The organism is Priestia sp. YIM B13491 (genome assembly GCF_042787605.1).
GTDB classification, from domain to species: domain Bacteria; phylum Bacillota; class Bacilli; order Bacillales; family Bacillaceae_H; genus Priestia; species Priestia megaterium_E.
This window is the reverse complement of sequence record NZ_JBHZOR010000001.1, coordinates 90,099-114,168: the sequence shown is the minus strand read 5'-3', so window position 1 is coordinate 114,168 and position 24,070 is coordinate 90,099. Positions and strand designations below refer to the sequence as shown.

The 24,070-nt window shown below is 37.7% G+C and carries 23 protein-coding genes and 1 other annotated feature (1 of these 24 running past the window's edge); of the genes, 6 read left to right on the top strand and 17 right to left on the bottom strand.

What is annotated here, in order from left to right; genetic code table 11:
- Nucleotides 1-27: 27 nt before the first annotated feature.
- Together argH and ACFX4E_RS00555 are read right to left on the bottom strand one after the other, a co-directional pair.
- Nucleotides 28-1,416 (bottom strand): argininosuccinate lyase, encoded by a 1,389-nt coding sequence (gene argH / locus ACFX4E_RS00560; RefSeq protein WP_013059464.1) that lies wholly within the window; start codon nt 1,414-1,416, stop codon nt 28-30.
- Nucleotides 1,413-2,621 carry an argininosuccinate synthase gene (locus tag ACFX4E_RS00555; protein ID WP_013059465.1) on the bottom strand — a complete coding sequence of 403 codons (1,209 nt, stop codon included), beginning with the start codon at nt 2,619-2,621 and terminating at the stop codon, nt 1,413-1,415. Before ACFX4E_RS00555 ends, argH begins: the two co-directional genes overlap by 4 nt.
- Before the next feature lie 314 nt (nt 2,622-2,935).
- Between ACFX4E_RS00555 and ACFX4E_RS00550 the strand changes: the two genes are divergently transcribed.
- Nucleotides 2,936-3,250: a hypothetical protein gene (locus ACFX4E_RS00550; RefSeq protein WP_098579189.1), complete on the top strand. Its 315-nt coding sequence runs from the start codon at nt 2,936-2,938 to the stop codon at nt 3,248-3,250.
- 25 nt (nt 3,251-3,275) lie between these two features.
- On the opposite strand, the gene ACFX4E_RS00545 is transcribed toward ACFX4E_RS00550, so the two are convergent.
- The 8 genes from ACFX4E_RS00545 to sppA all read right to left on the bottom strand — a co-directional run bounded on the left by ACFX4E_RS00545 (nt 3,276) and on the right by sppA (nt 10,489).
- Nucleotides 3,276-4,118 (bottom strand): EcsC family protein, encoded by an 843-nt coding sequence (locus ACFX4E_RS00545; protein ID WP_028410514.1) that lies wholly within the window; start codon nt 4,116-4,118, stop codon nt 3,276-3,278.
- Between the two features lie 231 nt (nt 4,119-4,349).
- The gene (locus tag ACFX4E_RS00540) at nt 4,350-5,540 is read right to left on the bottom strand and encodes an acetate kinase (RefSeq protein ID WP_013059468.1); all 1,191 of its coding nucleotides are present in this window, start codon (nt 5,538-5,540) and stop codon (nt 4,350-4,352) included.
- Between the two features lie 196 nt (nt 5,541-5,736).
- Entirely contained in the window at nt 5,737-6,729 is a 993-nt protein-coding gene (locus tag ACFX4E_RS00535; protein WP_377259138.1) for a class I SAM-dependent methyltransferase, read from the bottom strand.
- A 147-nt stretch (nt 6,730-6,876) separates the two neighbouring features.
- Nucleotides 6,877-7,410: a thiol peroxidase gene (gene tpx, locus ACFX4E_RS00530; RefSeq protein WP_042452765.1), complete on the bottom strand. Its 534-nt coding sequence runs from the start codon at nt 7,408-7,410 to the stop codon at nt 6,877-6,879.
- 138 nt (nt 7,411-7,548) lie between these two features.
- Nucleotides 7,549-8,016, bottom strand: coding sequence for a GerW family sporulation protein (gene ytfJ, locus ACFX4E_RS00525; RefSeq protein WP_028410512.1), 468 nt, complete (start codon nt 8,014-8,016; stop codon nt 7,549-7,551).
- Between the two features lie 13 nt (nt 8,017-8,029).
- Complete coding sequence (locus tag ACFX4E_RS00520) at nt 8,030-8,728, bottom strand: DUF2953 domain-containing protein (protein WP_013059472.1); 699 nt, start codon at nt 8,726-8,728, stop codon at nt 8,030-8,032.
- A 236-nt stretch (nt 8,729-8,964) separates the two neighbouring features.
- Nucleotides 8,965-9,468 carry an RDD family protein gene (locus ACFX4E_RS00515; protein WP_013059473.1) on the bottom strand — a complete coding sequence of 168 codons (504 nt, stop codon included), beginning with the start codon at nt 9,466-9,468 and terminating at the stop codon, nt 8,965-8,967.
- Between the two features lie 10 nt (nt 9,469-9,478).
- A complete protein-coding gene (sppA, locus tag ACFX4E_RS00510; RefSeq protein WP_013059474.1) occupies nt 9,479-10,489 on the bottom strand; it encodes a signal peptide peptidase SppA in 1,011 nt (336 codons plus the stop codon).
- A gap of 149 nt (nt 10,490-10,638) precedes the next feature.
- Between sppA and ACFX4E_RS00505 the strand changes: the two genes are divergently transcribed.
- Nucleotides 10,639-11,439, top strand: a complete 801-nt coding sequence (locus ACFX4E_RS00505) for an NAD kinase (RefSeq protein WP_028410511.1) — start codon at nt 10,639-10,641, stop codon at nt 11,437-11,439.
- A gap of 23 nt (nt 11,440-11,462) precedes the next feature.
- Here ACFX4E_RS00505 and ACFX4E_RS00500 read toward each other — a convergent pair whose 3' ends face one another.
- The 4 genes from ACFX4E_RS00500 to ACFX4E_RS00485 all read right to left on the bottom strand — a co-directional run bounded on the left by ACFX4E_RS00500 (nt 11,463) and on the right by ACFX4E_RS00485 (nt 15,816).
- Nucleotides 11,463-13,055, bottom strand: a complete 1,593-nt coding sequence (locus ACFX4E_RS00500; protein WP_377259141.1) for an amidohydrolase — start codon at nt 13,053-13,055, stop codon at nt 11,463-11,465.
- Between the two features lie 123 nt (nt 13,056-13,178).
- Nucleotides 13,179-13,367, bottom strand: coding sequence for an alpha/beta-type small acid-soluble spore protein (locus ACFX4E_RS00495; RefSeq protein ID WP_013059477.1), 189 nt, complete (start codon nt 13,365-13,367; stop codon nt 13,179-13,181).
- A gap of 88 nt (nt 13,368-13,455) precedes the next feature.
- Nucleotides 13,456-14,667, bottom strand: a complete 1,212-nt coding sequence (gene thiI / locus ACFX4E_RS00490; RefSeq protein ID WP_377238312.1) for a tRNA uracil 4-sulfurtransferase ThiI — start codon at nt 14,665-14,667, stop codon at nt 13,456-13,458.
- A gap of 6 nt (nt 14,668-14,673) precedes the next feature.
- Nucleotides 14,674-15,816: a cysteine desulfurase family protein gene (locus tag ACFX4E_RS00485; RefSeq protein ID WP_028410509.1), complete on the bottom strand. Its 1,143-nt coding sequence runs from the start codon at nt 15,814-15,816 to the stop codon at nt 14,674-14,676.
- Nucleotides 15,817-16,038: 222 nt separating this feature from the next.
- Here ACFX4E_RS00485 and brnQ point away from each other — a divergent pair, with 222 nt between their 5' ends.
- Nucleotides 16,039-17,394: a branched-chain amino acid transport system II carrier protein gene (gene brnQ / locus ACFX4E_RS00480; RefSeq protein WP_377238311.1), complete on the top strand. Its 1,356-nt coding sequence runs from the start codon at nt 16,039-16,041 to the stop codon at nt 17,392-17,394.
- A gap of 30 nt (nt 17,395-17,424) precedes the next feature.
- Here the strand turns inward: brnQ and ezrA are convergent, their stop codons facing one another.
- Nucleotides 17,425-19,116: a septation ring formation regulator EzrA gene (ezrA, locus tag ACFX4E_RS00475; RefSeq protein WP_013059480.1), complete on the bottom strand. Its 1,692-nt coding sequence runs from the start codon at nt 19,114-19,116 to the stop codon at nt 17,425-17,427.
- A gap of 213 nt (nt 19,117-19,329) precedes the next feature.
- Between ezrA and hisJ the strand changes: the two genes are divergently transcribed.
- Nucleotides 19,330-20,124, top strand: coding sequence for a histidinol-phosphatase HisJ (gene hisJ / locus ACFX4E_RS00470; protein ID WP_028410507.1), 795 nt, complete (start codon nt 19,330-19,332; stop codon nt 20,122-20,124).
- Here the strand turns inward: hisJ and refZ are convergent.
- Complete coding sequence (gene refZ / locus ACFX4E_RS00465; RefSeq protein ID WP_013059482.1) at nt 20,116-20,763, bottom strand: forespore capture DNA-binding protein RefZ; 648 nt, start codon at nt 20,761-20,763, stop codon at nt 20,116-20,118. The genes hisJ and refZ overlap by 9 nt on opposite strands.
- 217 nt (nt 20,764-20,980) lie before the next feature.
- Here refZ and ACFX4E_RS00460 point away from each other — a divergent pair, with 217 nt between their 5' ends.
- Together ACFX4E_RS00460 and rpsD are read left to right on the top strand one after the other, a co-directional pair.
- Nucleotides 20,981-21,460 carry a GAF domain-containing protein gene (locus tag ACFX4E_RS00460; RefSeq protein ID WP_028410505.1) on the top strand — a complete coding sequence of 160 codons (480 nt, stop codon included), beginning with the start codon at nt 20,981-20,983 and terminating at the stop codon, nt 21,458-21,460.
- Between the two features lie 416 nt (nt 21,461-21,876).
- Nucleotides 21,877-22,479: a 30S ribosomal protein S4 gene (gene rpsD / locus ACFX4E_RS00455; RefSeq protein ID WP_013059485.1), complete on the top strand. Its 603-nt coding sequence runs from the start codon at nt 21,877-21,879 to the stop codon at nt 22,477-22,479.
- A 74-nt stretch (nt 22,480-22,553) separates the two neighbouring features.
- Here the strand turns inward: rpsD and tyrS are convergent, their stop codons facing one another.
- Nucleotides 22,554-23,813, bottom strand: a complete 1,260-nt coding sequence (gene tyrS / locus ACFX4E_RS00450; protein WP_028410504.1) for a tyrosine--tRNA ligase — start codon at nt 23,811-23,813, stop codon at nt 22,554-22,556.
- A gap of 75 nt (nt 23,814-23,888) precedes the next feature.
- Nucleotides 23,889-24,070: a binding site (T-box leader), on the bottom strand; it runs 29 nt beyond the window's last position.

The window sequence follows — 24,070 nt, the reverse complement described above, 5'->3', positions numbered from 1 at the left end:
TTTTCTGCGGACGTTTTGATAACTTTTTTATATCGATGTTTTTTCATGCAATTCATCTTTAGCTAGCTGAATTGCTTTTTTTACTTGTTCAAATCCTGTTCCTCCCGCGCTATTGCGGCGATTAACAGCTGTTTTTGGACTTAATACATGATAGATGTCTTCCTCGAATAAATCTGACGCTTCCTTATATTGCTCAAGAGGCAAATCCATTAGGTAGATATTTTTCTGAATACAAACGAGAACCAGTTTCCCAACCACTTCATGTGCTTCACGAAACGGCATACCTTTTGAAGCAAGATAGTCAGCTAATTCCGTTGCATTTGAAAAATCTTGTTTCGTAGCTTTTTCCATAACATTTGTTTTTACTGTCATTGTTTCGATCATGCCAGCAAAAATGGTCAAACATCCTTCAATCGTTGTAACCGTATCGAACATGCCTTCTTTATCTTCTTGCAAGTCTTTGTTGTATGTTAAAGGCGTGCCTTTTAACACAGTCAATAAGCTAAATAAATGACCATATACTCGTCCTGTTTTACCACGAATTAACTCCGCCATATCAGGATTTTTCTTTTGAGGCATAATACTGCTGCCCGTTGCGTACGTATCATCCATTTCAATAAATTGAAATTCTTGACTAGACCATAAAATTAACTCTTCACAAAAACGAGATAAATGCATCATTAAAATAGAACTGTTGCTTAAAAACTCTAAAATAAAGTCACGATCGCTCACAGCATCCATACTGTTCTGATAAATCCCATTAAAGCCTAGAAGCTCCGCGCTATAGTGACGATCAATTGGGAATGTCGTACCAGCTAAAGCTCCTGCTCCTAAAGGAGATAAATCAATACGCTTCAGTGATTCCGCATAACGTTCAGCATCGCGCTTGAACATTGAAACATAAGCCATTAAATGATGAGCAAAAGAAACCGGCTGCGCGCGCTGTAAATGTGTGTAACCTGGAAAAATGGTTTCAACATGCTGATCTGCTTTTGTAAGCAGTACATCTTCTAGATTTTCAATCAGCCCTACAATTTGCTGAACATGCTTTTTTAAATATAAGTGCATATCTGTAGCAACTTGATCATTACGGCTTCGACCCGTATGAAGCTTTCCTCCAACCGGACCAATTTCATCAATTAATAACTTTTCTAAATTCAAATGAATATCTTCATATTGAGCAGAAAATGTTAATTCTTTCTTCTTAGCTTTTTCAAGCAGTGTTTGAAGGCCTTTTTTAATTTGTGACGCTTCATCTCCAGAAAGAATACTGCATTTCTCAAGCATTGTTACATGTGCTAAACTGCCTTCAATATCTTCTTCTACAAGATGCTGATCAAATGAAATCGACGCACCGAACTCGTCAATCCATTGTTCAGGGCGTTTCGTAAAACGCCCTCCCCAAAGTTTGGTCATACCGTTGTCACCTTCTTTTGATTTACCATGCTACTCACTTGTGTTGGAAGTCCCCATAATGAGATGAAACCAACTGCTGCATTGTGATCAAATTCATCTTCTTTTGTATATGTTGCAAGTTTTTCATTGTATAAAGAATTAGGAGATTTACGTCCCTCTACGATAGCATGCCCTTTAAATAGTTTTACTCTCACTGTTCCGTTCACATATTGCTGCGTATCTTTTAAGAATGCAAGCAGTGAATTTGTTAATGGAGAGAACCATAAACCTTCATAGATAACTTCTGTTAATTTTTTCTCAATTACTGGTTTGAAGTGCGCTACTTCTTTCACTAATGTTAAATCTTCAAGCTCTTTGTGCGCTTTAATTAATGTCATAGCAGCTGGACACTCATATACTTCACGTGATTTAATTCCCACAAGACGGTTTTCTACATGGTCAATACGTCCGACTCCGTGCTTACCCGCAATTTCGTTCAATTCTAGAATTAACTGAGCTAGCGTGTAAGATTGACCGTTTAATGATACGGGAACACCTTCAACGAATTCAATTTCCACTACATCCGCTGTGTCCGGAGTGTTTTCAAGAGAAGCCGTTAGGTCATATGCTTCTTCAGGTGGAGCTGCCCAAGGATCTTCAAGAACGCCACACTCATTACTTCTTCCCCATAAGTTTTGGTCAATTGAAAATGGGCTGTCTAAGTTAATTGGAATTGGAATATTCTTTTCTTTTGCATACTCGATTTCTTCTTCACGAGACCATTTCCAGTCACGAACAGGAGCTAAAACTTCTAAGTGTGGATTTAATGCTTTAATTGATACTTCGAAACGCACTTGGTCATTTCCTTTTCCCGTACATCCATGTGCGACAGCTACTGCATTTTCTTGTTCCGCTACTTCTACAAGCTTTTTAGCGATTAGCGGTCTAGATAGTGCAGATACTAATGGATATTTTCCTTCATATAATGTGTGTGCTTGAAGTGCTGCTAACGCAAATGTATTGGCATATTCTTCTTTTGCATCAATCACATATGATGATACCGCTCCAACTGTTAAGGCCTTTTCTTTAACGAATTTTAAATCTTTTCCTTCGCCTACATCTAAACAGCAAGCTACCACATCGTACCCTTTTTCCTGTAACCATTTAATTGCAACTGACGTATCTAAACCTCCGGAATATGCTAAAACAACTTTTGGATTACTCATTATCTATTCCTCCTACAAATTATATATATATTAATACAAACGTTTTAATTTTTATTCATTTAATCTACTATTACTTTAACAACTTTTTAATCTATTTTCAATAGTTATTCAAAAAAAAGTATATAAATTCACATTTATTTTAATTTAACAGGGTAAAATCTCTTAAAATACTGTAAAAATAAACATGAATGGATATTCCTTTCTTACATACTGTGTATATTTATATGCATAAACCAAGTATAAATGATTTATTTTTCACTTACAGTAGCTCTGGCTTTTGTCATTGTATAAAATGGAAGGGAAGAGGTGAAAAAATGGAGCGCTTTTTTACTTATGACAACAGACTCGGTATAAAAATTCCTGCTCTTGAAAGAGAATGGACATTCTATTCTGAAAAAGTTCAGCAGGATATTCTCCTAACATGGGAATCCATTCGGGGGCAGATTCCAGACAAAATTCTATCTTTAGAAACGAGTATTAATCAAAAACAAGCGGCGTTAGAAGATGAGACTAATTTTATCCGCTCCTGTGAATTAAATAGCGAGATAGGAGAGCTTGCTTCTATTATTAATGATTTGTGGATTTGGTATCGAACAAATGAGGAAATATCAAAAAAAGTTCACGGATAGACAAAAAAACGAGTCTCATGAAAAATTAATGAGACTCGTTTTTCTTATCCAGCAAATAGCGGTATTGATAAAAGCGCTTTGCATAATCTGTCACTTGCTTGGCCATTCGGTAATTCATACCTCCGCCAACCATCATACTCACCACTGGCAAACGATTGTAAACTTTTCTTTTTGCAGCCAATATAGCTAGCGTTTTCCCGATTTGCACAACAATTTTTTGCAGCCACGTTTTATCTACAATTTGATCAACACCTTCATAAAAATAAGGGTCAAATTCTTGGCTTAACTCACTCTTTAATTGATGCCACCCCTCTGCCTGAAGGTGTCTAGGTAGCGTTGCTGCATGGAAAACTTTTAGCGTTAGCATCAGCTCTGAAGGAGTCTGGATATGATAGCCATAGCTCATTGCTGCCTGTTGCACCGCTTGAATATTCATGCATAAAACAGCAGGTATATCAATACCGACCAGCAGCGATTGTCCGGTTCCTGAAAGTGCTCCTTGACTCAGCGCATACAATCGAAGCTTGGCCATTTGCTGTTCGCATATATAAGAAAGCTGATCTACTTGAAGGGAATTCATTTCTGACAGATCTGTGATATCCTCTTTGAATACACGAGCAGTTTCAATAATTCGTTTTGTCGCTTGAGTTTGCATTTCCGTACCTTGAATTAATGCAGTTAACTGAAAGAGTCCCTCATCAATTTTATGTAAATAGGTCTCGCGAACAGAAGTTGGAATTAAGTTAAGCCCTTTTTCTAACCACTCTTCGTATAATAACTCCATCTCAGTTGCTTCTACACTCTGTAAGCTCTCTTCCCATTTATAGATTTCTTCTAAAAGCTGTTCTTCGCGATTCGTTAGTATCATCATGTCACCCTTTCAAGAAATAAGTAGTTTTATTTTTATTATAACAAATAATACATCCGTTACATTTTGCTTCCTATATTATTTCTTTCTTCTATACGTTGTAAACCTTCTTTTAACCGTCAGCTACTGACGCTATATAAAAAAGCTGATTTCCTAACAAGGAAATCAGCTTTTCGTTAGTTTGCCTGACAATTTATGAGAATTCATGCATTGAAGAGGCACTTTATGAACTTAAATATTCGCTAAACGAGTAACGTCACGTGCAATCATAACTTCTTCGTCCGTAGGAATAACCATAACTTTAACTGGAGAATGAGGGTAGCTAATAAATGCTTCTTCTCCTTGTACACTATTTAAAGCTGGATCCCAATAAACGCCCATGAACTCTAAACCGCGAAGAACGCGAGCACGTACAACATCACTGTTTTCTCCAATACCTGCTGTGAAGATGATTGCATCTACACCAGACATACGAGCAGCATAAGAACCGATATATTTATGAATACGGCTAGCAAATACTTCAAGTGCTGTTTCAGCGCGTTCATTGCCTTCAGCGCTTGCTTTGATTAGATCGCGTAGGTCACTAGAAATACCAGATACACCTAAAAGACCACTTTCTTTATTTAATACATTTAATACTTCGTCAGCAGTTTTTCCTGTTTTCTCCATAATAAATGGAATTAATGCAGGGTCAATGTTACCTGAACGAGTTCCCATTGCTACACCAGCTAATGGTGTGAAGCCCATTGATGTATCAATTGACTTGCCGCCTTCAATTGCAGCGATACTTGCACCGTTACCTAAGTGACAAGAAATTAAGCGCAATTGTTCGATTGGACGGCCAAGAAGCTCAGCTGCACGCTCAGAAACATATTTATGAGATGTGCCGTGGAAACCGTATTTACGAACGCCATACTTTTCATAGTACTCGTACGGTAAGCTGTACAAGAATGATTTTTCTGGCATTGTTTGATGGAATGCTGTATCGAAGACTGCTACAGCTGGAACATTTGGAAGAATATCTTGGAACGCTTTAATTCCCACAATGTTTGCTGGGTTGTGAAGCGGTGCTAAATCAGATAAAGCTTCAATTTCCGCTAGTGTTTCATCTGTGATTAAAACAGAATCAGCAAATTTCTCTCCGCCGTGTACTACACGGTGACCTACACCAGTGATTTCATCGTATGATTGAATGATGTTTTGAGAAAGTAACTTTTCAACTAAAATTTTAACTGCAACAGCATGGTCAGGGATTTCTGTAATATCCGTTTGTTTTTCACCATTTACCGAGATCGTGAAAACAGCGTTATCTAAACCAATTCGTTCTACTAAACCTTTTGTTAATACCGTCTCACTTGGCATTTCAAATAATTGAAACTTAAGTGAAGAACTGCCGGCGTTGATTGCCATGATTTTTGACATAAAAAAACAGCTCCTTCTTTATTATACGTGCATCATAAACATAACGAACAGAACATAAAAGTGTAATCTCTACAATATTCTATGCATTTCGACACGATTTCTATCCTTATTCATTTAATCATTCACGACAATAGATTTCAAGAGCTATACATCATGAAAACGCTACCGATAAATATTCATTATTTTCGAAAAAGACTTACTTTTTATTCACTCGGAACCATTGGTCCATTTGAGCCATAATATCACTCATTGCTTCTCGATTGCTGAACTTCGGCAAATTCACAAGCAGCGCGTTTTCAGCTGCTGTTACTCCTTCTCCCTGTTTTTGAAGAACCATAATACTTTTAGCAGCCTGCTCTTGTTTGAACATTGAAAGCGGCAGCTGAATAATCCCTTGCACGATTGCTTCCTCTTTTAAGAGCGGCTGTAATAAATGAGACTGTTCAGATTCAAACAAGTTATTTGGAATAAGAGCCACTACGTATCCTCCGTCTTTTACATGGCGCAAGCTTTGTTCAATAAATAAGTGATGAGCATAAGTGTGACCTTCTTCAGCTCTTACCTTATACTCTTTTGCCCCTTCGTCGTTTGGATAATAACCAACCGGCAGGTCACAGACAACTAAATCCACAGGATCAATAAAAAGCGGCTGTAAGCTGTCTTGATTGAATAATTGAACGCCGTGCTTCTGTAAATTTGCATTTACATATGTTAATTGAAGTAATAAATCATCCACGTCTACACCGTATACGTGTTCAATTGACGCAGCGTGTGTGTTTAAAATGGTTGTTAATAAATTCCCTGCTCCTACTGCGGGATCTAAAAGCGTATATTTATCTTTTCCTGACATGAACTTCCCAACTAGATAGCTGACAAATAGTCCTACAGCATCAGGCGTCATTTGATGGTTAGGCTGAACTGCTTCTTTCATGCCTTTTAAAATAGCCAGCTGATACGCTTTTCGAATCGTTTCTTTTTCAAAATGATCAAGCGTGATTGAATCGTATTCTTTTTTTAAACGTTTTTTAGTTACCTCATCTAGCTCTTCTTGTAAAATAGTTCCTTGAAACAAATTTTCTCCCGTTTCAGCTACTGCTTCTAAATATACGCAGTTTAGTTCTTTTCTTAAAATAATAGCTGTTTGATCAATTACACCAAATAGCTTTTCCATACTAGCTAACTGACTCATATTCTGCCTCCTGTGTAATGAAATAATATCTATATAAATGAGTAAACGTCCTATTTGGAACATCATATTTTATCATAAAAACTTCTTAAAACACAAAGAAGGCGAAAAACATTGTTTTCCGCCTTCTGCCGAACGCCACTGACAATCTTACTTAGCTGTTTTAGCTGCTTCGATTGCTGCTTCGTAGTTCGGATGCTCAGTTACTTCTGGTAAGTACTCAACATACGTTACGTTGTCATTTGAGTCTACTACAAAGATTGAACGAGCTAATAAGCGTAATTCTTGAATAGCTACACCATATGCTTCTCCGAATGATAAGTCGCGGTGGTCAGATAAAGTTTGAACATTATCAATGCCATTAGCACCACACCAGCGCTTTTGAGCAAACGGTAAATCTACGCTTACTGTTAATACTTTTACGTTATCTAATTTAGCTGCTTCTTCGTTGAAGCGACGAGTTTGCGCATCACAAACTCCAGTATCAATAGAAGGAACTACACTAATTAGGCGAACAGAACCCTTTGTGCTGTCAAGCGTTACTTCTGATAAATCATTTGCTAAAACCGTAAAGTTTGGCGCCTTGTCTCCAACCTTTACTTGATTTCCTAATAATGTTACATCGTTACCTTTAAATTTAGTCACGAATAATTCCTCCTTTAAATAAGTATGTACACTGTTCATATTAGCTTGTCTGTCTCTATATTGCAATTAAATGACATACAAAACATGGAGCTGTATCCTAAAAAATAAGCGCAAAAAAAAAAGACTTCGCCTGCTTCTTTTACCGTTTAAAGAAGCAAGCAAAGCTTTATATTATTTCTACAAATTAAAATCATTTGAACTGTCATGATGCTGACTTTGTTGATTGTGCTGATCCTGCTGATGATTGTTGCGCTTGAACATTTGCTGCACGCGTTCAATCGCTTGAGGTGCTGTATCTAGAATCTTTTCATATAAATGTGTACTTTCGTTAAGGTGAAGCATTTTAATTCCGCTTCCACTCACAATTAAAAAGGCGATTGGCGTAATCGATACACCGCCACCGCTACCTCCGCCAAACGGATGAGCTGATTCTTGCTGGTGCTGTCCTGGAGAAGATGGTGCATGTCCTTCTACTCCAAACTCGCTTCCGCCCGCTGCAAAACCAAAACCGACTTTTGAGACAGTTAAAATAACACTGCCATCAGGTGTTTCTACAGGATCACCAATGATTGTATTGACATCAATCATTTCCTTTAAATTTTCCATAGCTGTCGACATTAAACTTTTAATTGGATGTTCTGCCATTAAGATAACCTCCTTATGTTTTCACAGAGTGTGTCTTGTTCTTATTTGACGACTTCCATCTTTTGCGACGCTTTTTGGACGTATGCCGCCAATATCTCAAGGTCCGTAAACCTACTAGAATAGCTTGACCAACTCGAAAAGAAATTATGCACTCAAATACCGTTTCTGACCAAAGATGTTGAAATACAGGAGTAACGCTCATGACAGGCATATCTTTTAATTTCATATAACGGCTGATTATACCAACTATGCCCCCCTTTGCAGACCATACAGCGCCGGTAAGTACGCCTGTTAACGCAGCATCACCTAAACCGAAACGGCTGTGCCATCTAATATCACTTACCGTCACTTTCTGTAAGAAACGACGAAAAATTTTATGAAAACCGACTACCTGTTCAAGGAATTGCTTCGCATTTTCTAACATGCTTAGCCCGTCTTCTACAGAATAATCACTCCATGAATTCTCGTCTTCTTTTCCTTGATCACCCATTCCTTTCTTCTTTTCAACAAGCAAACGAGGAGAATCTTTTTTCACTTTCACTACCGGAATTTCATATGTATAGCGAATAAGACCAAACCAAGCCCTGAGTCTCACTCTGTAATAATCGTTATCTCGGACATGGTGAAGATCTACAAATAGCGTGATTTTTGTCCATACAATAAGTACAATAACAATTAAAAGTGCTAGCAATATCCATAAAAGCCATAGCACATCCTTCACTCCTTCTTAGCTTCACATTATCTCCAAAACACAGAATATTAAACCTTATGGAAACAATAAAAAGAGGTTGAGACATAACGAAATGAATCCAATCAACTTCTAGAAGAATCTAAACAAATGAAACCTGCGTTTACCATAACAAAAAAAAAAGAACCACTAATCAAAAGTCTTGATCAGTGGTTCGTTATTCACTTCGTCTAAAATCCTTTTGTTCCAGCCTCTTTTTATTATCTGCTGATTGTACCTTCATGTATAACAGTTGTATCTGCGTAGTAATCATGAGCTCCTTGCTTCTTAGGTAAAAACGCAACTAATAAATAGCCAAGCAAAAAAACCGTTTTAGAAATATAACGTCCAACTCCTTCACGAAACAGCACAACAGGCCAAGTTAAAGTGGAGTCTTTCAGCGATACTACTTTAAGCCCAAACACCATTTTTCCAAGCGTTTGGCCAAAATACTTGGTCATTAAAACAAAATAACCATAAAAGATAATAACCGTTACAATCGTATAGGGAGAAAAAAATCCATCTCCTCGAGAAATACCTGCTAAATGGAAAATGGGCTTGATCAGCAGAGAGTTCAAGCTAGCTACCACGGCTAGATCTAAAAGGTATGCCCAAAAGCGCATCCAAAATCCTGCATAATGGAATTCACTACCTATTGGAGTACTTACCGCTGGCTCATGTTTTATATTGTCGTTTGATTCGGTTGAATGAGACTGATTTTCCATGTTCCCACCTCTATTCTGCATATAAATACATCAGGCGCGGAGAGCTTGGCTGCGCAAATGTTTTTAACATTGCAGTGACTTGTTCATCTCCACCTATTACTTTTTGCATGCTCATTGAAAGCCAAGAAGGCAGTCCGAATCCTTGATTGTATTGAATTACTTGTGCACCTTTTAACTTATAATCTTTCTCCATTCCTGTTACCGCATCTTCAAAATACCCTAGTTGATCGACCAGCTTCAGCTCTTTAGCCTGACGTCCATCGTACACTCGTCCATCTGCGATAGAACGCACTTTTTCTTTAGACAAGTGACGTCCCTCAGAGATAACATTGACGAAACCATCGTACGAGTTGTCTACAAGTGTTTGCATAATTTCTTTTTCTTCTCCGGTCATTTCTCTTGTTGGAGACATAATATCTTTATGAGCCCCACTTTTAATCACGACAGATTCTACTCCTAGTTTATCAGCCAGCTTGCCGTAGTTAACGCTTTGCATAATTACCCCTAGTGAACCTGTTAAAGTATCCGGGATTGCATAGATTTTATTAGCAGCTGTTGAAATGTAATAGCCTCCTGAAGCAGCCATTGATCCCATTGAAATATACACTGGCTTTTTCGTTTCTTTCTTCAGCTCTTCAATTTTTTTATGTATTTCAGCACTTTCAACGACGCCGCCGCCCGGTGAATTCACCTTAATAATGACTCCTTTAACTGCCTTATCATTTTTTGCAGCCTCTAGCTGCTTTAAAAATGCTTGATGGTTATAACCATTTTGGGACATAAGCGGAGAGGAACCGCTTCCTGTATCTTGAATCGTTCCATTGACCTCTAGCACTGCAATTTTCTTAGCTGCATTCCCTTTTTCGATAACTGTTTCTGATAGTTCACTGTCGTCTCCTCCAAAGATGCCTGCCAGACCGTCATCTTTTTCTTCTTTGACTGAAAAACCAATATTAACAATCGCAGAAAAAATGAATAAGCAGGCCGCAATTAAAAGAGCAATCCACCTTTTTTTGTTCATGAAAATCCTCCTTTTTAGGTGTCAGAATTAAAAGATTATTCTTTTAATTCTTAAAGCAATAATGCTATAATTATTGTAACAAACTTTTTTTAAAAAGTTTACTTTATCGCTAATATTTTACATATCAGACAAACAAGGGGGAACTATCTATGCCAAATCGTCGCAACGTTTATTTCTTTCATCCAAAAAACCAGGAAACAAAGGCGCTTGTAAGTCCACTTATTGAACTTGCAAAACAATATGACTTTCAAGTAGTAGATCATTTCGACAGCGCTAACATCATTGTAAGTATTGGCGGTGACGGCGCTTTCTTACAGGCTGTCCGTCAATCTGGCTTTCGAGATGACTGCTTATATGCTGGTGTCACAACTTCAGATCAACTAAGTTTTTACTGCGATTTTCATATCGATGAAACGGATAAAATGATTGAAGCTATTACGACAGAAAATATAGAAGTACGTCGATTTCCCGTTTTACAAACTCAAATTGATCAAGGAACTTCTTTTTATTGCTTAAATGAATGTTCGATTCGATCAGGTGTGATAAAAACACTCAGTCTAGATGTTTTTATTAATGAAAATCACTTTGAAACATTCCGTGGGGATGGGATGATTATTTCAACACCAACAGGCAGTACGGCTTATACTAAATCGGTAAGTGGAGCCGTAGTTGATCCGTTAATTCCTTGTATGCAAGTCAGCGAATTGGCATCGTTAAATAATAATAACTATCGTACATTAGGATCTTCATTCATCCTAAGCGCTGAGCATACGCTCACTTTAAAGCTATCCAATGACAACAACCACAGTCCAATTATTGGAATAGATAACGAAGCATTAAATGCACGCCAAGTTGATCAAGTTCAAATTCGTTTAAGCGACCGTCAAATTAAAACGGTTAAACTGAAAGATAACTCTTTCTGGCAACGAGTTAAGCGTACATTTCTATAATAAAAAGCGCCCAAGGGCGCTTTTTATTTTTGATATACAATTTCTCCATTAATAGCAGTCATCTGCACCTGTACCGATGGGATATCATCTACATGTATCTTAAACAGATCTCTTTCTAATACGGTAAAATCAGCTACATAGCCTTTTTGAACATATCCTTTTTTGTCCTCTTGATGAATGGCCTGCGCGCTTCCTAAAGTAAACAGCTGAACAGCTTCAAATACTGTAAGTCGCTCAGACGGTATGTAAACGACCGAGCTATTTGGAGAAGTTTTTCTAGAAACTGCTGCATGAATTGTTAACATGGGATTGATAGGTTCAATAGGCGCATCCGATCCGCCTGCACACATAACGCCCTCGTCCAATAACGTTTTCCACGCATAGCAATAGTCCAAATGCTCTTCTCCAATTTTTTCAATGACCCATGGAAAATCACTGGCTAAAAACCGAGGCTGAATATCCAATACAACCGGGAGCTTTTTTACACGCTCAACTAAATCTTTTCGTAGAATTTGCGCATGAATAATACGATCTCTTTGCCCTGTTTGAGGAGGATATTGTTCGATGCTTTCTACTACATATTGAAACGCTAAATCACCAATCGCATGAATTGCAACCGTCATGCCCAATTCTCTTGCTTTTCTCACTAGCTGTTTTAATTCATCTAGTGATTGAATAGCTATACCTCTTGTAGATGGGTCGCTTTTGTATGGAAAGCTTAAAAGAGCAGATTGACTGCCGAGAGAACCATCAGCAAAAATTTTCATTGGCCCTATTTCAATAAAAGCGGATGTGTCTTTCTTTTTTTCAAGGTATGTATACATATCATCTACCGCTTCATGATGAACAAGTAAATGAGCACGAAACAGCTGCTTTTCTTTATGAATAACGTCTTGAAATGCTTGATATGCACGCAAAAAGCCTCCATAATAATTTAAATCTTCCGTATGTCCACCCGTCAATCCGTGCTGAACACAATCTTTAATGGCTACTGAAAGAGCTTGTCGAATGTATGCTTCTGATACTTGAGGAATATGACCCGTTACTAATTCTTGCGCTTGATCAGCCAAAAAACCAGTAGGATTTCCTGCTGCATCCCTCTGGATAATACCTCCTTCCGGGTCACGTGTTTCAGCTGTAATCCCGGCTATTTTAAGAGCAGTCCCGTTTACTACTAATCCGTGACGACAGACTCGCTTCAACATAATCGGATGTTCAGTTGAAAGTTGATCAAGATCTTGATACTGAATCAAAGAGGAATCTTCCCACTGATTTTCATCCCACCCTTCTCCAATTACCCATTCTCCTTTTGGTGTACTCTCTACTTTTTGTCGAACGCGCATCAGCACGTCTTCCCTAGAAGTAGCTTGAGACAAATCAAGCCTAAGTAGCTTTTCACCGTGACCAATTAAATGAAGATGGCTATCTACAAAGCCCGGATACATTGGATATCCTTTGAGGTGTACTTCTTTGTTAATCTCAGCACCCCATTTGATTCTTAGATCTTTTTCTGCGCCTATATCTTTAATGAATCCTTTTTCTACATATACGCTTTCTACATGTTCACCCTCTTTTAGCATCGTATATATTTTGCCGCCGTAAAATAAAGTCCCCATCGCCAACATCTCCTTTACTTTATAAAGCTTGATCTTGTCTCTATTATACGTGACAAAACAAACAAGACAAAAGAGTGAGGTTTCCCCCACTCTTTTTAGCCATCATTATTTAATTAATATGACTTATTTACCACCAAGTTGTTGCTCAGCCATTTGAACTAAGCGTTTAGTGATTTCTCCACCAACAGATCCGTTAGCGCGAGCTGTTGCTTCTGGTCCAAGATTTACACCGAATTCAGAAGCGATTTCGTATTTCATTTGGTCGATAGCAGCTGCTGAACCAGGAGCTACTAATTTGTTTGTGTTTGCCATGTGTTTTCACCTCCTTGTTGAATATAGATTGTGTCAAAACACATGGCATCATACATTATTTTTTTGGTAATTTTATGAAATTTAACTTTTAAAACAAATCTTCTACGCTGTCTGCGGTATTTGTAGCCGAAGAAGCTGTCATCTCAAGCGTTTCTACATTATTTACCGCTTCTTGAATTAATGTTTCAAAATCATAAAATTGTTCGTATCGATTTATTTTTTCACGCTTTGGCTTCGTTTTTGGTGAGCTTGGCGTAAAGATTGTACAGCAGTCTTCATACGGTCGATTCGAAATTTCATGTGTATCAATTTTGCGGGCAATTTCAACAATCTCTGTTTTGTCCATTGTTACAAGCGGACGCAAAATTGGCGTATTAGTCACTTCATTAATCGCATACATGCTCTCAACCGTTTGACTAGCTACTTGTCCTAAGCTGTCGCCAGTTACGATAGCTAATGATTCATTTTTTTCACGAATAAGGTCCGTAATTCGAAGCATCATACGACGTGTAGAGGTCATGGTATAATTCTCTGGAATTTGCTTTTGAATCGCTTGCTGTACAGCTGTAAACGGTACAATGTGAAGCTTTACTTTTTCGTGATAAGCCGTTAATTGTTGCGTTAAATCGATGACTTTTTGCTTAGAACGTTCACTTGTAAAAGGCGGACTGTAAAAATGAACCGCCTCTATTTCTAAACCGCGCTTCATAGCTAAGTATCCTGCAACCGGGCTGTCAATTCCTCCAGAAAGCATCAGCATCGCTTTTCCACTCGTACCAACTGGAAGACCTCCTGCTCCGCGATAATCAAAACATGTAATATACGTTGCTTCACTTCTCACTTCTACTCGTACATTTACGCTTGGTTCTTTTACGTTTACCTGTAGATGCTCTGTATTTCGTAGAATATGACTTCCTACTGCATAATTTAATTCGTTTGTATCAAGAGGAAATTGTTTATACGCTCTTCGAGTAGATACTTTGAATGTTTTTCCTTCTATATCAAATTCTTTCATTGCTTCTAACGCTGCTTCTTGAATCGCTTCAAGCTCATTTTCAACTTTTAATGCTAAACTAAAGCTTTGAATACCAAAGATTTGCTGAAGACGTTCGATGATAGGCTCGTGATTTTCACCGTTTAAGTGAATATACATGCGGTCTCTTGTGTATTTTACGTGAATATTTTGGAATGCACTAAGAGCCGTTACAATATTTTTTCTTAGCTGAGCAACAAATTTTTTTCTATTTTGTCCTTTGGTTGAGATTTCTCCGTACCGAATTAAAATATGGTTATATATCATAATCTTTTACCTCATTACTTTCTTTAGATCTTCAATTACTGTGAAAATAGCATTTACAATGGGCGTTACTTCATTATAATCATTTAATCCTGACAAGCTCAATCGAATGGACTGATCGGCTTCTTCGTAATTTTTACCGATAGCTAAAAGCGTTTTGCTTGGCTTTTTTCGCTTTGATGAGCAAGCAGATGTAGTGGATACAAACACTCCTTTTTCTTCAAGAGCGTGAACAAAAACCTCACCTTTAATACCTTGTGCTGTAAAATTTATAATATGAGGTGCCGAATGCTCATTCGGCGTATTCATCGTGATTCTTTCGTGAGCAGAAAGTTTGTCCATCAGTTCTGCTTTTATTTTCCGCATTTTTTGCTGATTTTGAGCAGCATGTTCAAGTGTTAAACGAAGTGCTTTAGCAAATGCTACGATTCCCGGCACATTTTCCGTGCCTGATCGATGCTGCATTTCCTGAGAGCCTCCGCTAAGCAACGGATGAAGCTGAACTCCATTTCGTTTATATAAAATTCCCGTCCCTTTTAAGCCGTGAATTTTGTGTCCTGATAATGTGCATAAATCAATTTTATGATCCGCTAAAGAAAGCGGAACTTTTCCAATCCCCTGCACATCATCGACATGAAAAAGCACCTTCGAATAGTTCGTCAGCATCTGTCCAATTTCTTCAATTGGCTGAATGGTGCCAATTTCATTATTTACATGCATAACAGATACTAAAATGGTTTCATCCGTAATAGCTGATTCAATAGCCGCAGGTGATACAAATCCACTGGAATCTACCGGAACATACGTAACGTTAAATCCTAGGGCTTCTAACTGCTTGAATGGTTCATGAACAGAATCATGTTCAATATTTGTCGTAATGATATGCTGACCTCGGCTTTTATATTGCATCGCTACGCCTTTAATAGCCAAATTATTCCCTTCCGTTCCTCCAGATGTAAAAATAATTTCATTTGACGTTACATGCAGCAATTCTGCTACTTGCTCACGCGAACGGCTCAACAAATTCTCCGCCTGTACGCCAAATTGATGGAGGGAGGATGGATTGCCATAATAAGTTGTAGCTACTTTAGTAAAAGATTGTATGACTTCATTATAGGGTTTTGTTGTAGCGCTATTATCTAAATAAATCAAGGATGCGCGCTCCCTTCTTCATTTTTTCGGAACAACGTATTATCATAACATACCTTGATACTTTTTTAAATTGAACGTTACTTATATTATTGATAAACTATTTAGATTTTTTCAAAAAAACCTATATATGATTTCATAAATATGATAGTATGTATCACGTACTTTTAGTTTTTAAAAAGTCAGAAAATTTAATTATCATCATAAGATACACTAGGAGGCATTATGAAAACCAAAGCACTTACTAATAAAGAAATATTTTCCATCGGCCTTATGCTGTTCGCTCTCTTTTTTGGAGCAGGAAATATGATTTTTCCTCCTTTACTCGGACAGCAAGCAGGAACACACACTTGGAGCTCCATCATTGGTTTTCTCATTACAGGTGTAGGACTTCCGCTTATGGGTATAATTGCTGTTTCTAAAAGTAACGGAAACTTTACCGAAGTAGCTAAAAAAGTTCACCCTATTTTCGGAATTTCATTTACTATATTGCTTTACTTAGCAATCGGTCCTTTTTTCGGTATACCAAGAACAGATACGGTAGCGTTTGAAATCGGCGTAACACCATTTTTATCAGAAAATGCGGCTGCAAGCAAGATTCCTTTACTTGTCTATACTGTTATTTTCTTTGGCCTAACACTTTATTTATCATTGAATCCAACTAAAATTGTTGATCGCATAGGAAAAATCCTAACTCCTTTGCTGCTGGCAGTATTAGCTCTTTTAGCTATCAAAAGTTTAATGACCCCTATGGGTTCTTTTCAAGAACCTCACGCCAAATATATAGCCTCTCCATTTACGAGTGGCTTTATTGATGGATATTTGACAATGGATACAATCGCAGCTCTCGTATTTGGCATCGTTGTTATCAACAGTATTAAGGAAAAAGGCGTCACAGACGAACGAACACTTGCTTCGATATGTATAAAAGCCGGATTGATTGCTGCTGCTGGGTTAGCTCTCGTTTATCTCTCTCTCGCTTACATCGGTGCTTCAAGCGTAGAAGCAATTGGTATGAAAGAAAATGGAGGAGCTATTTTAACAGCTGTAGCTACAACATTATTCGGTTCGTTTGGAACCATTATTTTAGGACTTGCTATTACATTTGCTTGTTTAACCACAGCCATCGGATTAACTTCTGCTTGCGCACGATTTTTCACGCAGCTGGTGCCGAGCATGTCATATAAAACATTTGTTGTCATTTTAATGCTGTTTAGTGCTGTTATTTCAAATGTAGGGCTTACTCAATTAATTTCTATTTCCATACCTATTTTGACCTTTGTATACCCTATTGCCATTACGCTAATTGCTTTATCGTTAATTGAAAGAGCCATTTCGTTTGGTCGAGAAGTATATGTGACAGCCGTAATCATTAGCTCGATTCTTAGCATTTTTGATGGGTTAAAAGCAGCAGGAATTATCCTAACAGGCATAGACGACTTTTTCAAAAACTATTTGCCGCTTTATAACCAAGGCCTTGGATGGCTCATTCCAACAGTCATTGCCGCCTTCATAGGCTATATTATTAGTATTGCAAGAGGTACACATCACACAGATCGTATACAAAGAAAAGCGTCATAAAAAAGCTCGTGTCCTTTGGACACGAGCTTTTTAACTCTGTGAAGATACAATACGCTGTATACGATCCAGCGCACCAGGATCTACTTGCTCAATAGCTGCAGATGCCTGTTTTAATGCTTCTTTGTATTCGTAATGACGAAATGCTTCTTCTGCTTCTTCTAAAGACTGTGCAATCGAATGATGAGTACTTCTATAACGGTTACCATATTGAATCACTCTTTCAACGAGTCGCGCTTCTTCTAACATTGCCTCTGTTTCATCAAATGTATCCTGAACAAAACCAACAGCATCTTCAAGTAAAGATTGAACAGCTTGAATATTAAGCGGTTTTTCTTTCAGCTTAGCGGTTACTTCATTTAAGATATGAACCGTTTTTTCAAGCTGCACTTTATATTCTTCAGGAACACCAGGAAGGTTGCTTTTTTGAATAAGGCGTCGTGCTTCAATCAACTGAGATTTCAGTTCTTCTATTTTGTCCTTAGCTGAGAGCTCATCTTTGCGAAGAGCTTGTAGCATATCGCTATAGGATTCCTGAGATTCTTTTAATTGGTTAAGCTGTTTGGAAACGTCTTCGAGTTCTTCTTGGATCACACTGTAGGCTAAATTGTGCTCCGCCACCTTGTCCGAAATATTATAGTACAAGTTAGTCAATCGTTTTAGTTCGCGGTCCATTTTATAATATACGTCTAAATCGCGCTCTTTAAAATGATAGCTTTGCTGTACAAATAGCGTTTCTTCACGAAGTTCACGGTTTCGTTCTTGAAGCATACGAAGGAAGTTAGATACCGTATGAGATTCACGGTTCATTTTATGATAGGAGAAAACCTCATGCTCAAGTGAGTCATATAATTGCTCTAAGCGTTCATTCACATCATCTAGTTTTGTAATCGCTTCTTCCACATATAATTCTTCAATATCTGCAATAATTTCAGCAGTTTCTTGTTTTAAAAGCTCTACCGTTTCTTCTACTTGCAGATGATCTAACACATATCCCTGCTCACTCATTTCGCGAAACCCGTCAAGCAGTTCATTGAACTGAACAGGAAGAGTGGTCTGACACTCAACTAACACTTTAGGAATTTGTTCTAAATACGAATCAATAGCTGTTAAATCAGTTTTTAATTGAAGAACAATCTCACGTGCTTGAAGATAGTTTCCGTTAATCGTCTCTTCTTCGTATTTTTTAAACTGCTCTTTAGATGTATTAATTGCGTATTCTAACGTTTTTTCAGCATTTCCATAGGAATACCGATGTGCGAGCAATTTTTTCTTCACATGGCGGTGAAGCTGATTTAATTCCTCAATATCATATCGATTATCTTGTTCGCTACCAATTAAATTTTGAAGTTCAGTAAGTATGTTTTCAATATCTATCTTGGTTTGTTCTAAGGCTTGATCAATATGTATAGACAACTGCTTCGCTTTTTTAAATCGGTATTTATCTGCTGCTTCTTCCGTTTCAAACAGTTCTTTATCAATTTTCGGGAGATTAGTTGATATAATTTCATCCCACTGCTCACGCCAACGTTCAAATAGCTCTTCAGTTTGACCTGTCATGTTCAATTCTTTTACTTTTGAAATTTCCTCTGCAACTGGCGTATTTGCTAATTCGACTTTGATCGTTTCCAGGCGATCAATTTCTTGATAAATCTTTTTACGTGAAAACATTCCGTACACAACTAATCCGATAATAAGTATGATTAGTGCTATAATGAATTCCATACTAAGCCCCCTTACAGTGCGTTCTACATGACAAGTTTCTTATTTATAAAAAGGGTGAATTTAATCCTTTAAATTTTTTTGCGTCAATGTTTTTATGATACCATGTAAAGTCCAACTTTTGAGCAAAAAATTAAATTTTTTTATACAAAATATTGGCATGGAGTCACTTTGTGTCGTTACAATGGAAAAAGAAGAAAAAAGGAGGCATTTTTTATGAAAGTTGACAAACATATTCATACTCCATTTTGCCCACACGGTTCACCTGATTCATTGCACCAATATGTTGAACAGGCGATTTCCCTGAACTTTGACGAGATTTCGTTTACAGAGCATGCTCCATTACCAAAAAGCTTCAGTGATCCGACACCTGATCGCGACAGCGGAATGGATCCTGACAAACTTGATCGCTACATTCAAAACGTACAGCAAGTTAAAAAAGAATTTGAGCGCGATATTCGCATTAATATCGGATTGGAAGTTGATTTTATTGAAGGATTTGAACACGAAACAACAGATTTCTTAAACGAGTATGGTCCTTATCTCGATGACAGCATCCTTTCTGTCCACTTCTTAAAACATGAAGAAGGATATGACTGCCTAGATTTTAGCTCTGACGTATTTGCACATATTGTACAGAAATTTGGCAGCGTAAGCAAAGTATATGATAAGTATTACAACACGGTATTACGCTCTGTACAGGCCAATTTAGGCGTTTATAAGCCTAAGCGCATTGGGCATATGACACTCGTACATAAATTTCAAACTCAATTTCCATATGAAGACACGCTTTCCCCTATTATTTTATCAATACTCGATGAAATAAAAATGAAAGATCTGGCTTTGGACTATAATGGTGCAGGGTTGTTTAAGCCTTTGTGCAAGGAAGCGTATCCAGCTCCCTTTGTCGTAAAAGCAGCCCAACAGAAAAAAATCCCTCTCGTATATGGGTCAGACGCCCACTGTGCGAAGGATTTAGGCCAAGGCTATGGAGAGCTCCATTTAGGATAATTGAACGCGCAGTTTGTTTGTCCGTTCATATGGCAAACATACCGTTGTGTGCACCCATTGCTCAAGCTCAATCGCATATTGCTGAACAAAATACGGTTCGTGGGGCAATATATGAAGAACTTCACTTAGGTACTGAGGATGAAGATAAGGCATAGATAGCATTCCCTTAAGCTCAATGATTGTAAAGGAAACGTGCAGCTTTCGAAACTCCTTTTCTTTCATCCCTCTTTCAAGGATTGTTTTTAAGTAGTATTTTTCCTTAGTTAAATACGTAGTCATAACTTCTCGAATTAAAATCGTGTCAAGAGAGATTTCTCTATATACAAGCCGGGCAATATGCCTGTTTTCGTGCTGGTAATGTAAGATAGCTCGAATCATCACGATCATACTTTCTGTTGAAGACAGCTTTTTCATTTCTTGGAATGCTTGCTCCAGTACCCCAATATAACCTTCAAAATAAGAAATCACTAAACTTTCAAGCAATCCTTCTTTGCTATGAAAATAATATGAAATATTCGCTACGTTCACTTTCGCTTTCCCTGCAATCTCGCGCACCGACGTACCATCAAAACCTTTTACGTTAAAAAGAGAAACAGCCGCATCAATAATTTTCTCTTTCGTTTTTGACTGTACAGCCATCTATCTACACCTCATTTCGATTTATTTTTACAAAACACATATGATTGCAAAATTGTGTAGAAATCGTTACAGTATTTAAAAAGGATTTTAGTAGCCTCTCTACATAATTCGTGATAGGCTTTTTAGTTCCTGTAATCTTTTATCGACAAAGTAGCGTTAAAACTGACGTTTCCTGATAAAAATTCATTAAATCTTATGTTGAATGGAGGAGAATACATTGTTTAATGTCGAAAACTACAGCGGCTCAAAACAAAAGGATTATGAATTAGTAATTAAGCAATTACGCGCCTTATTAGAAGGAGAAAGCAATACAATTGCTAATCTAGCAAATGCTTCAGCTTTACTAAATCAATTTTTAAATGAAGTAAACTGGGTAGGTTTTTATTTAATGGAAGACGACGAGTTAGTACTCGGTCCTTTCCAGGGGCTGCCGGCTTGTGTTCGCATTCCACTTGGAAAAGGCGTATGCGGTACAGCAGCTCAAAATCAAAGAACAGAGCGAATCGAAGATGTTCATGCATTCCCTGGCCACATTGCATGTGATGCTGCTTCTCAATCTGAAATCGTTGTGCCAATGGTAAAAGACGGTAAACTTTTAGGTGTTCTTGATATTGACAGTCCAATCAAGAAACGCTTTGATGAAATCGATCAACAGTATCTTGAAGAATTCGTCAAAGAACTCACTTCTTTTCTTTGAATATGAATAAGCAAAAAAACCGCTGCATATCAGCGGTTTTTGCTTATTAAACAAACGTTTGATTAGCCCATCACCACCGTTTTCTTATGTTCTTTCTTCTCCTTGCATCCTTCAAAAGAATATATCCTTTCTTTTACATTCTTTTAATCTTCAATCTTCCTTGACTTTATACGAGGAAACACCTATAATACTCGTTGTGTGAAATATTGCAGCTTATACAATCTTCTTTATGTTTTTTCATTTTGTTCCTCATTAAAAGATTGTTTTACAGAAGTAGCAATTCTTTTAACAAGATGGTGTATCGTGTAACTCTCTGCTGCTAGAGCGATGGTACATGAAAACAAAATGAGCATATCGCTAGAATGTGTCTGTTTTTGTTTTGCATAAAATAAAAACACAAACAAGGAGGAGTCATCATGGCTCGTTATACAGGTCCAAGTTGGAAAATCTCTCGTCGCTTAGGTCTTTCTCTAAGTGGTACAGGTAAAGAATTAGAAAAACGCCCTTACGCTCCAGGTCCACACGGCCCAGGTCAACGTAAGAAAATTTCTGAGTACGGTTTACAATTACAAGAAAAGCAAAAATTACGCCACATGTATGGTGTAACTGAGCGTCAATTCCGTAACTTATTCGTTGCTGCTGGTAAATTAACTGGTAAGCACGGTGAGAACTTCATGATTCTTTTAGAAGCTCGTCTTGATAACTTAGTATACCGTATGGGTCTTGCACGCACTCGTCGTCAAGCTCGTCAATTAGTTAACCACGGTCACGTTTTAGTTGACGGTAAACGCGTTGACATCCCATCTTACCGTGTACAACCTGGTCAAGTGATCGGTGTTCGCGAAAAATCTCGCAACCTTTCAATCGTGAAAGAAGCGCTTGAAGTTAACAACTTCGTACCAGACTACTTAACAGTAGACGCTGAGAAATTAGAAGGTACATTCACTCGCTTACCAGAGCGTTCTGAATTATCTGCTGAAATCAACGAAGCACTAATCGTAGAGTTCTACTCTCGTTAATAGTAAAAAGCCGTTCCTTATGGAGCGGCTTTTTTACTGTCTATATATATAAAAAAAGGCCTTTCGGCCTTTTTTTATGCGTATTGAATAAGCGTATATTTTTTCTTGCCTCGACGAATCACTGTGAATTGACCTTCAATACGGTCTTCTGCACCTACTGTTTTTTGTAAATCTTGCTCGCGCTCACCATTTAAGTAAATCGCACCGTTTGAAATATCTTCACGTGCTTGACGTTTAGAAGGAGAAATTTTACTTTCTACAAGTAAATCAATTAAACCAATATCTTCACCTGTATGCGTGTAAGAAGGAACATCCTTGAATCCTTGCTTAATTTCTTCTGCTGTTAACTCTGAAATACTTCCGCTAAATAAAGCTTGCGAAATACGAATTGCTTGCTCAAGAGCTTCTTCACCGTGTACAAGCGTAGTCATCGCTGCCCCTAGTGCTTTTTGTGCTTCGCGTTTTTCAGGAGCTTCTTTTGCAGAAGCTGCTAATTCATTAATTTCTTCGTGTGATAAGAATGTAAAGTATTTTAAATATTTTATAACATCACGATCATCTGTATTAATCCAGAATTGGTAGAATTCATACGGACTTGTTTTTTCAGCGTCTAACCAAATTGCTCCGCCTTCTGTTTTACCGAACTTCGTTCCGTCAGCTTTTGTTACAAGCGGAACTGTTAATCCAAATGCTTTTGCATCTTCTTCTGATTTACGAATTAATTCTAAGCCAGCCGTAATATTTCCCCATTGGTCGCTGCCGCCAATTTGAAGCTTACAGTTATATGTTTGGTATAAATTCAAGAAATCGTATGACTGTAAAATCATGTAGCTAAATTCCGTAAATGAAATGCCTGATTCGATACGAGATTGAACAGAATCCTTTGCCATCATATAGTTAATACCAAAGTTTTTACCGATATCTCGTAGGAATGTAATAACATCTAATGAGCCAATCCAGTCATAGTTATTTGCAATAACTGCTGCATTTTCACCTTCTTCGAAATCTAAGAAGCGTGAAAGCTGACCTTTAATACGCTCACTAAACATGGCAACCGTTTCTTTTTCATTTAACGTACGCTCTGCTTTTTTACCGCTTGGATCTCCAATAAGACCCGTACCTCCACCAACTAATGCAATTGGTTGATGTCCAGCTTGTTGAAAGCGACGTAAAATTAAAACAGGAAGCATGTGGCCGATGTGAAGGCTGTCGGCTGTCGGATCGAATCCACAGTACAAACGAACAGACTCTTTACTCAAAAGTTCACTTAAACCTTTTTCATCCGTTTGTTGGTTAATGAGCCCTCGAAACTCAAGATCTTGTAAAATATCCATGTTATATATTCTCTCCTTTATCTAATTGCTCGTTACAAGTTGTTGAACAACATAAAAAACGCCCCTTCTTAAAAAAGAAGGGACGAAAATATCGCGGTACCACCCTATTTGGAAATAAATTATTTCCCACTTAAATGATGTAACGGTCTACCCGTCTTTTGCTACTGTAAGTTCACAAAAGATGCTCAAGGACGTATTTCATATTTGTCTATGTACTGATTTTCAGCAACCATCAGCTCTCTTAAACAGGGAGACAA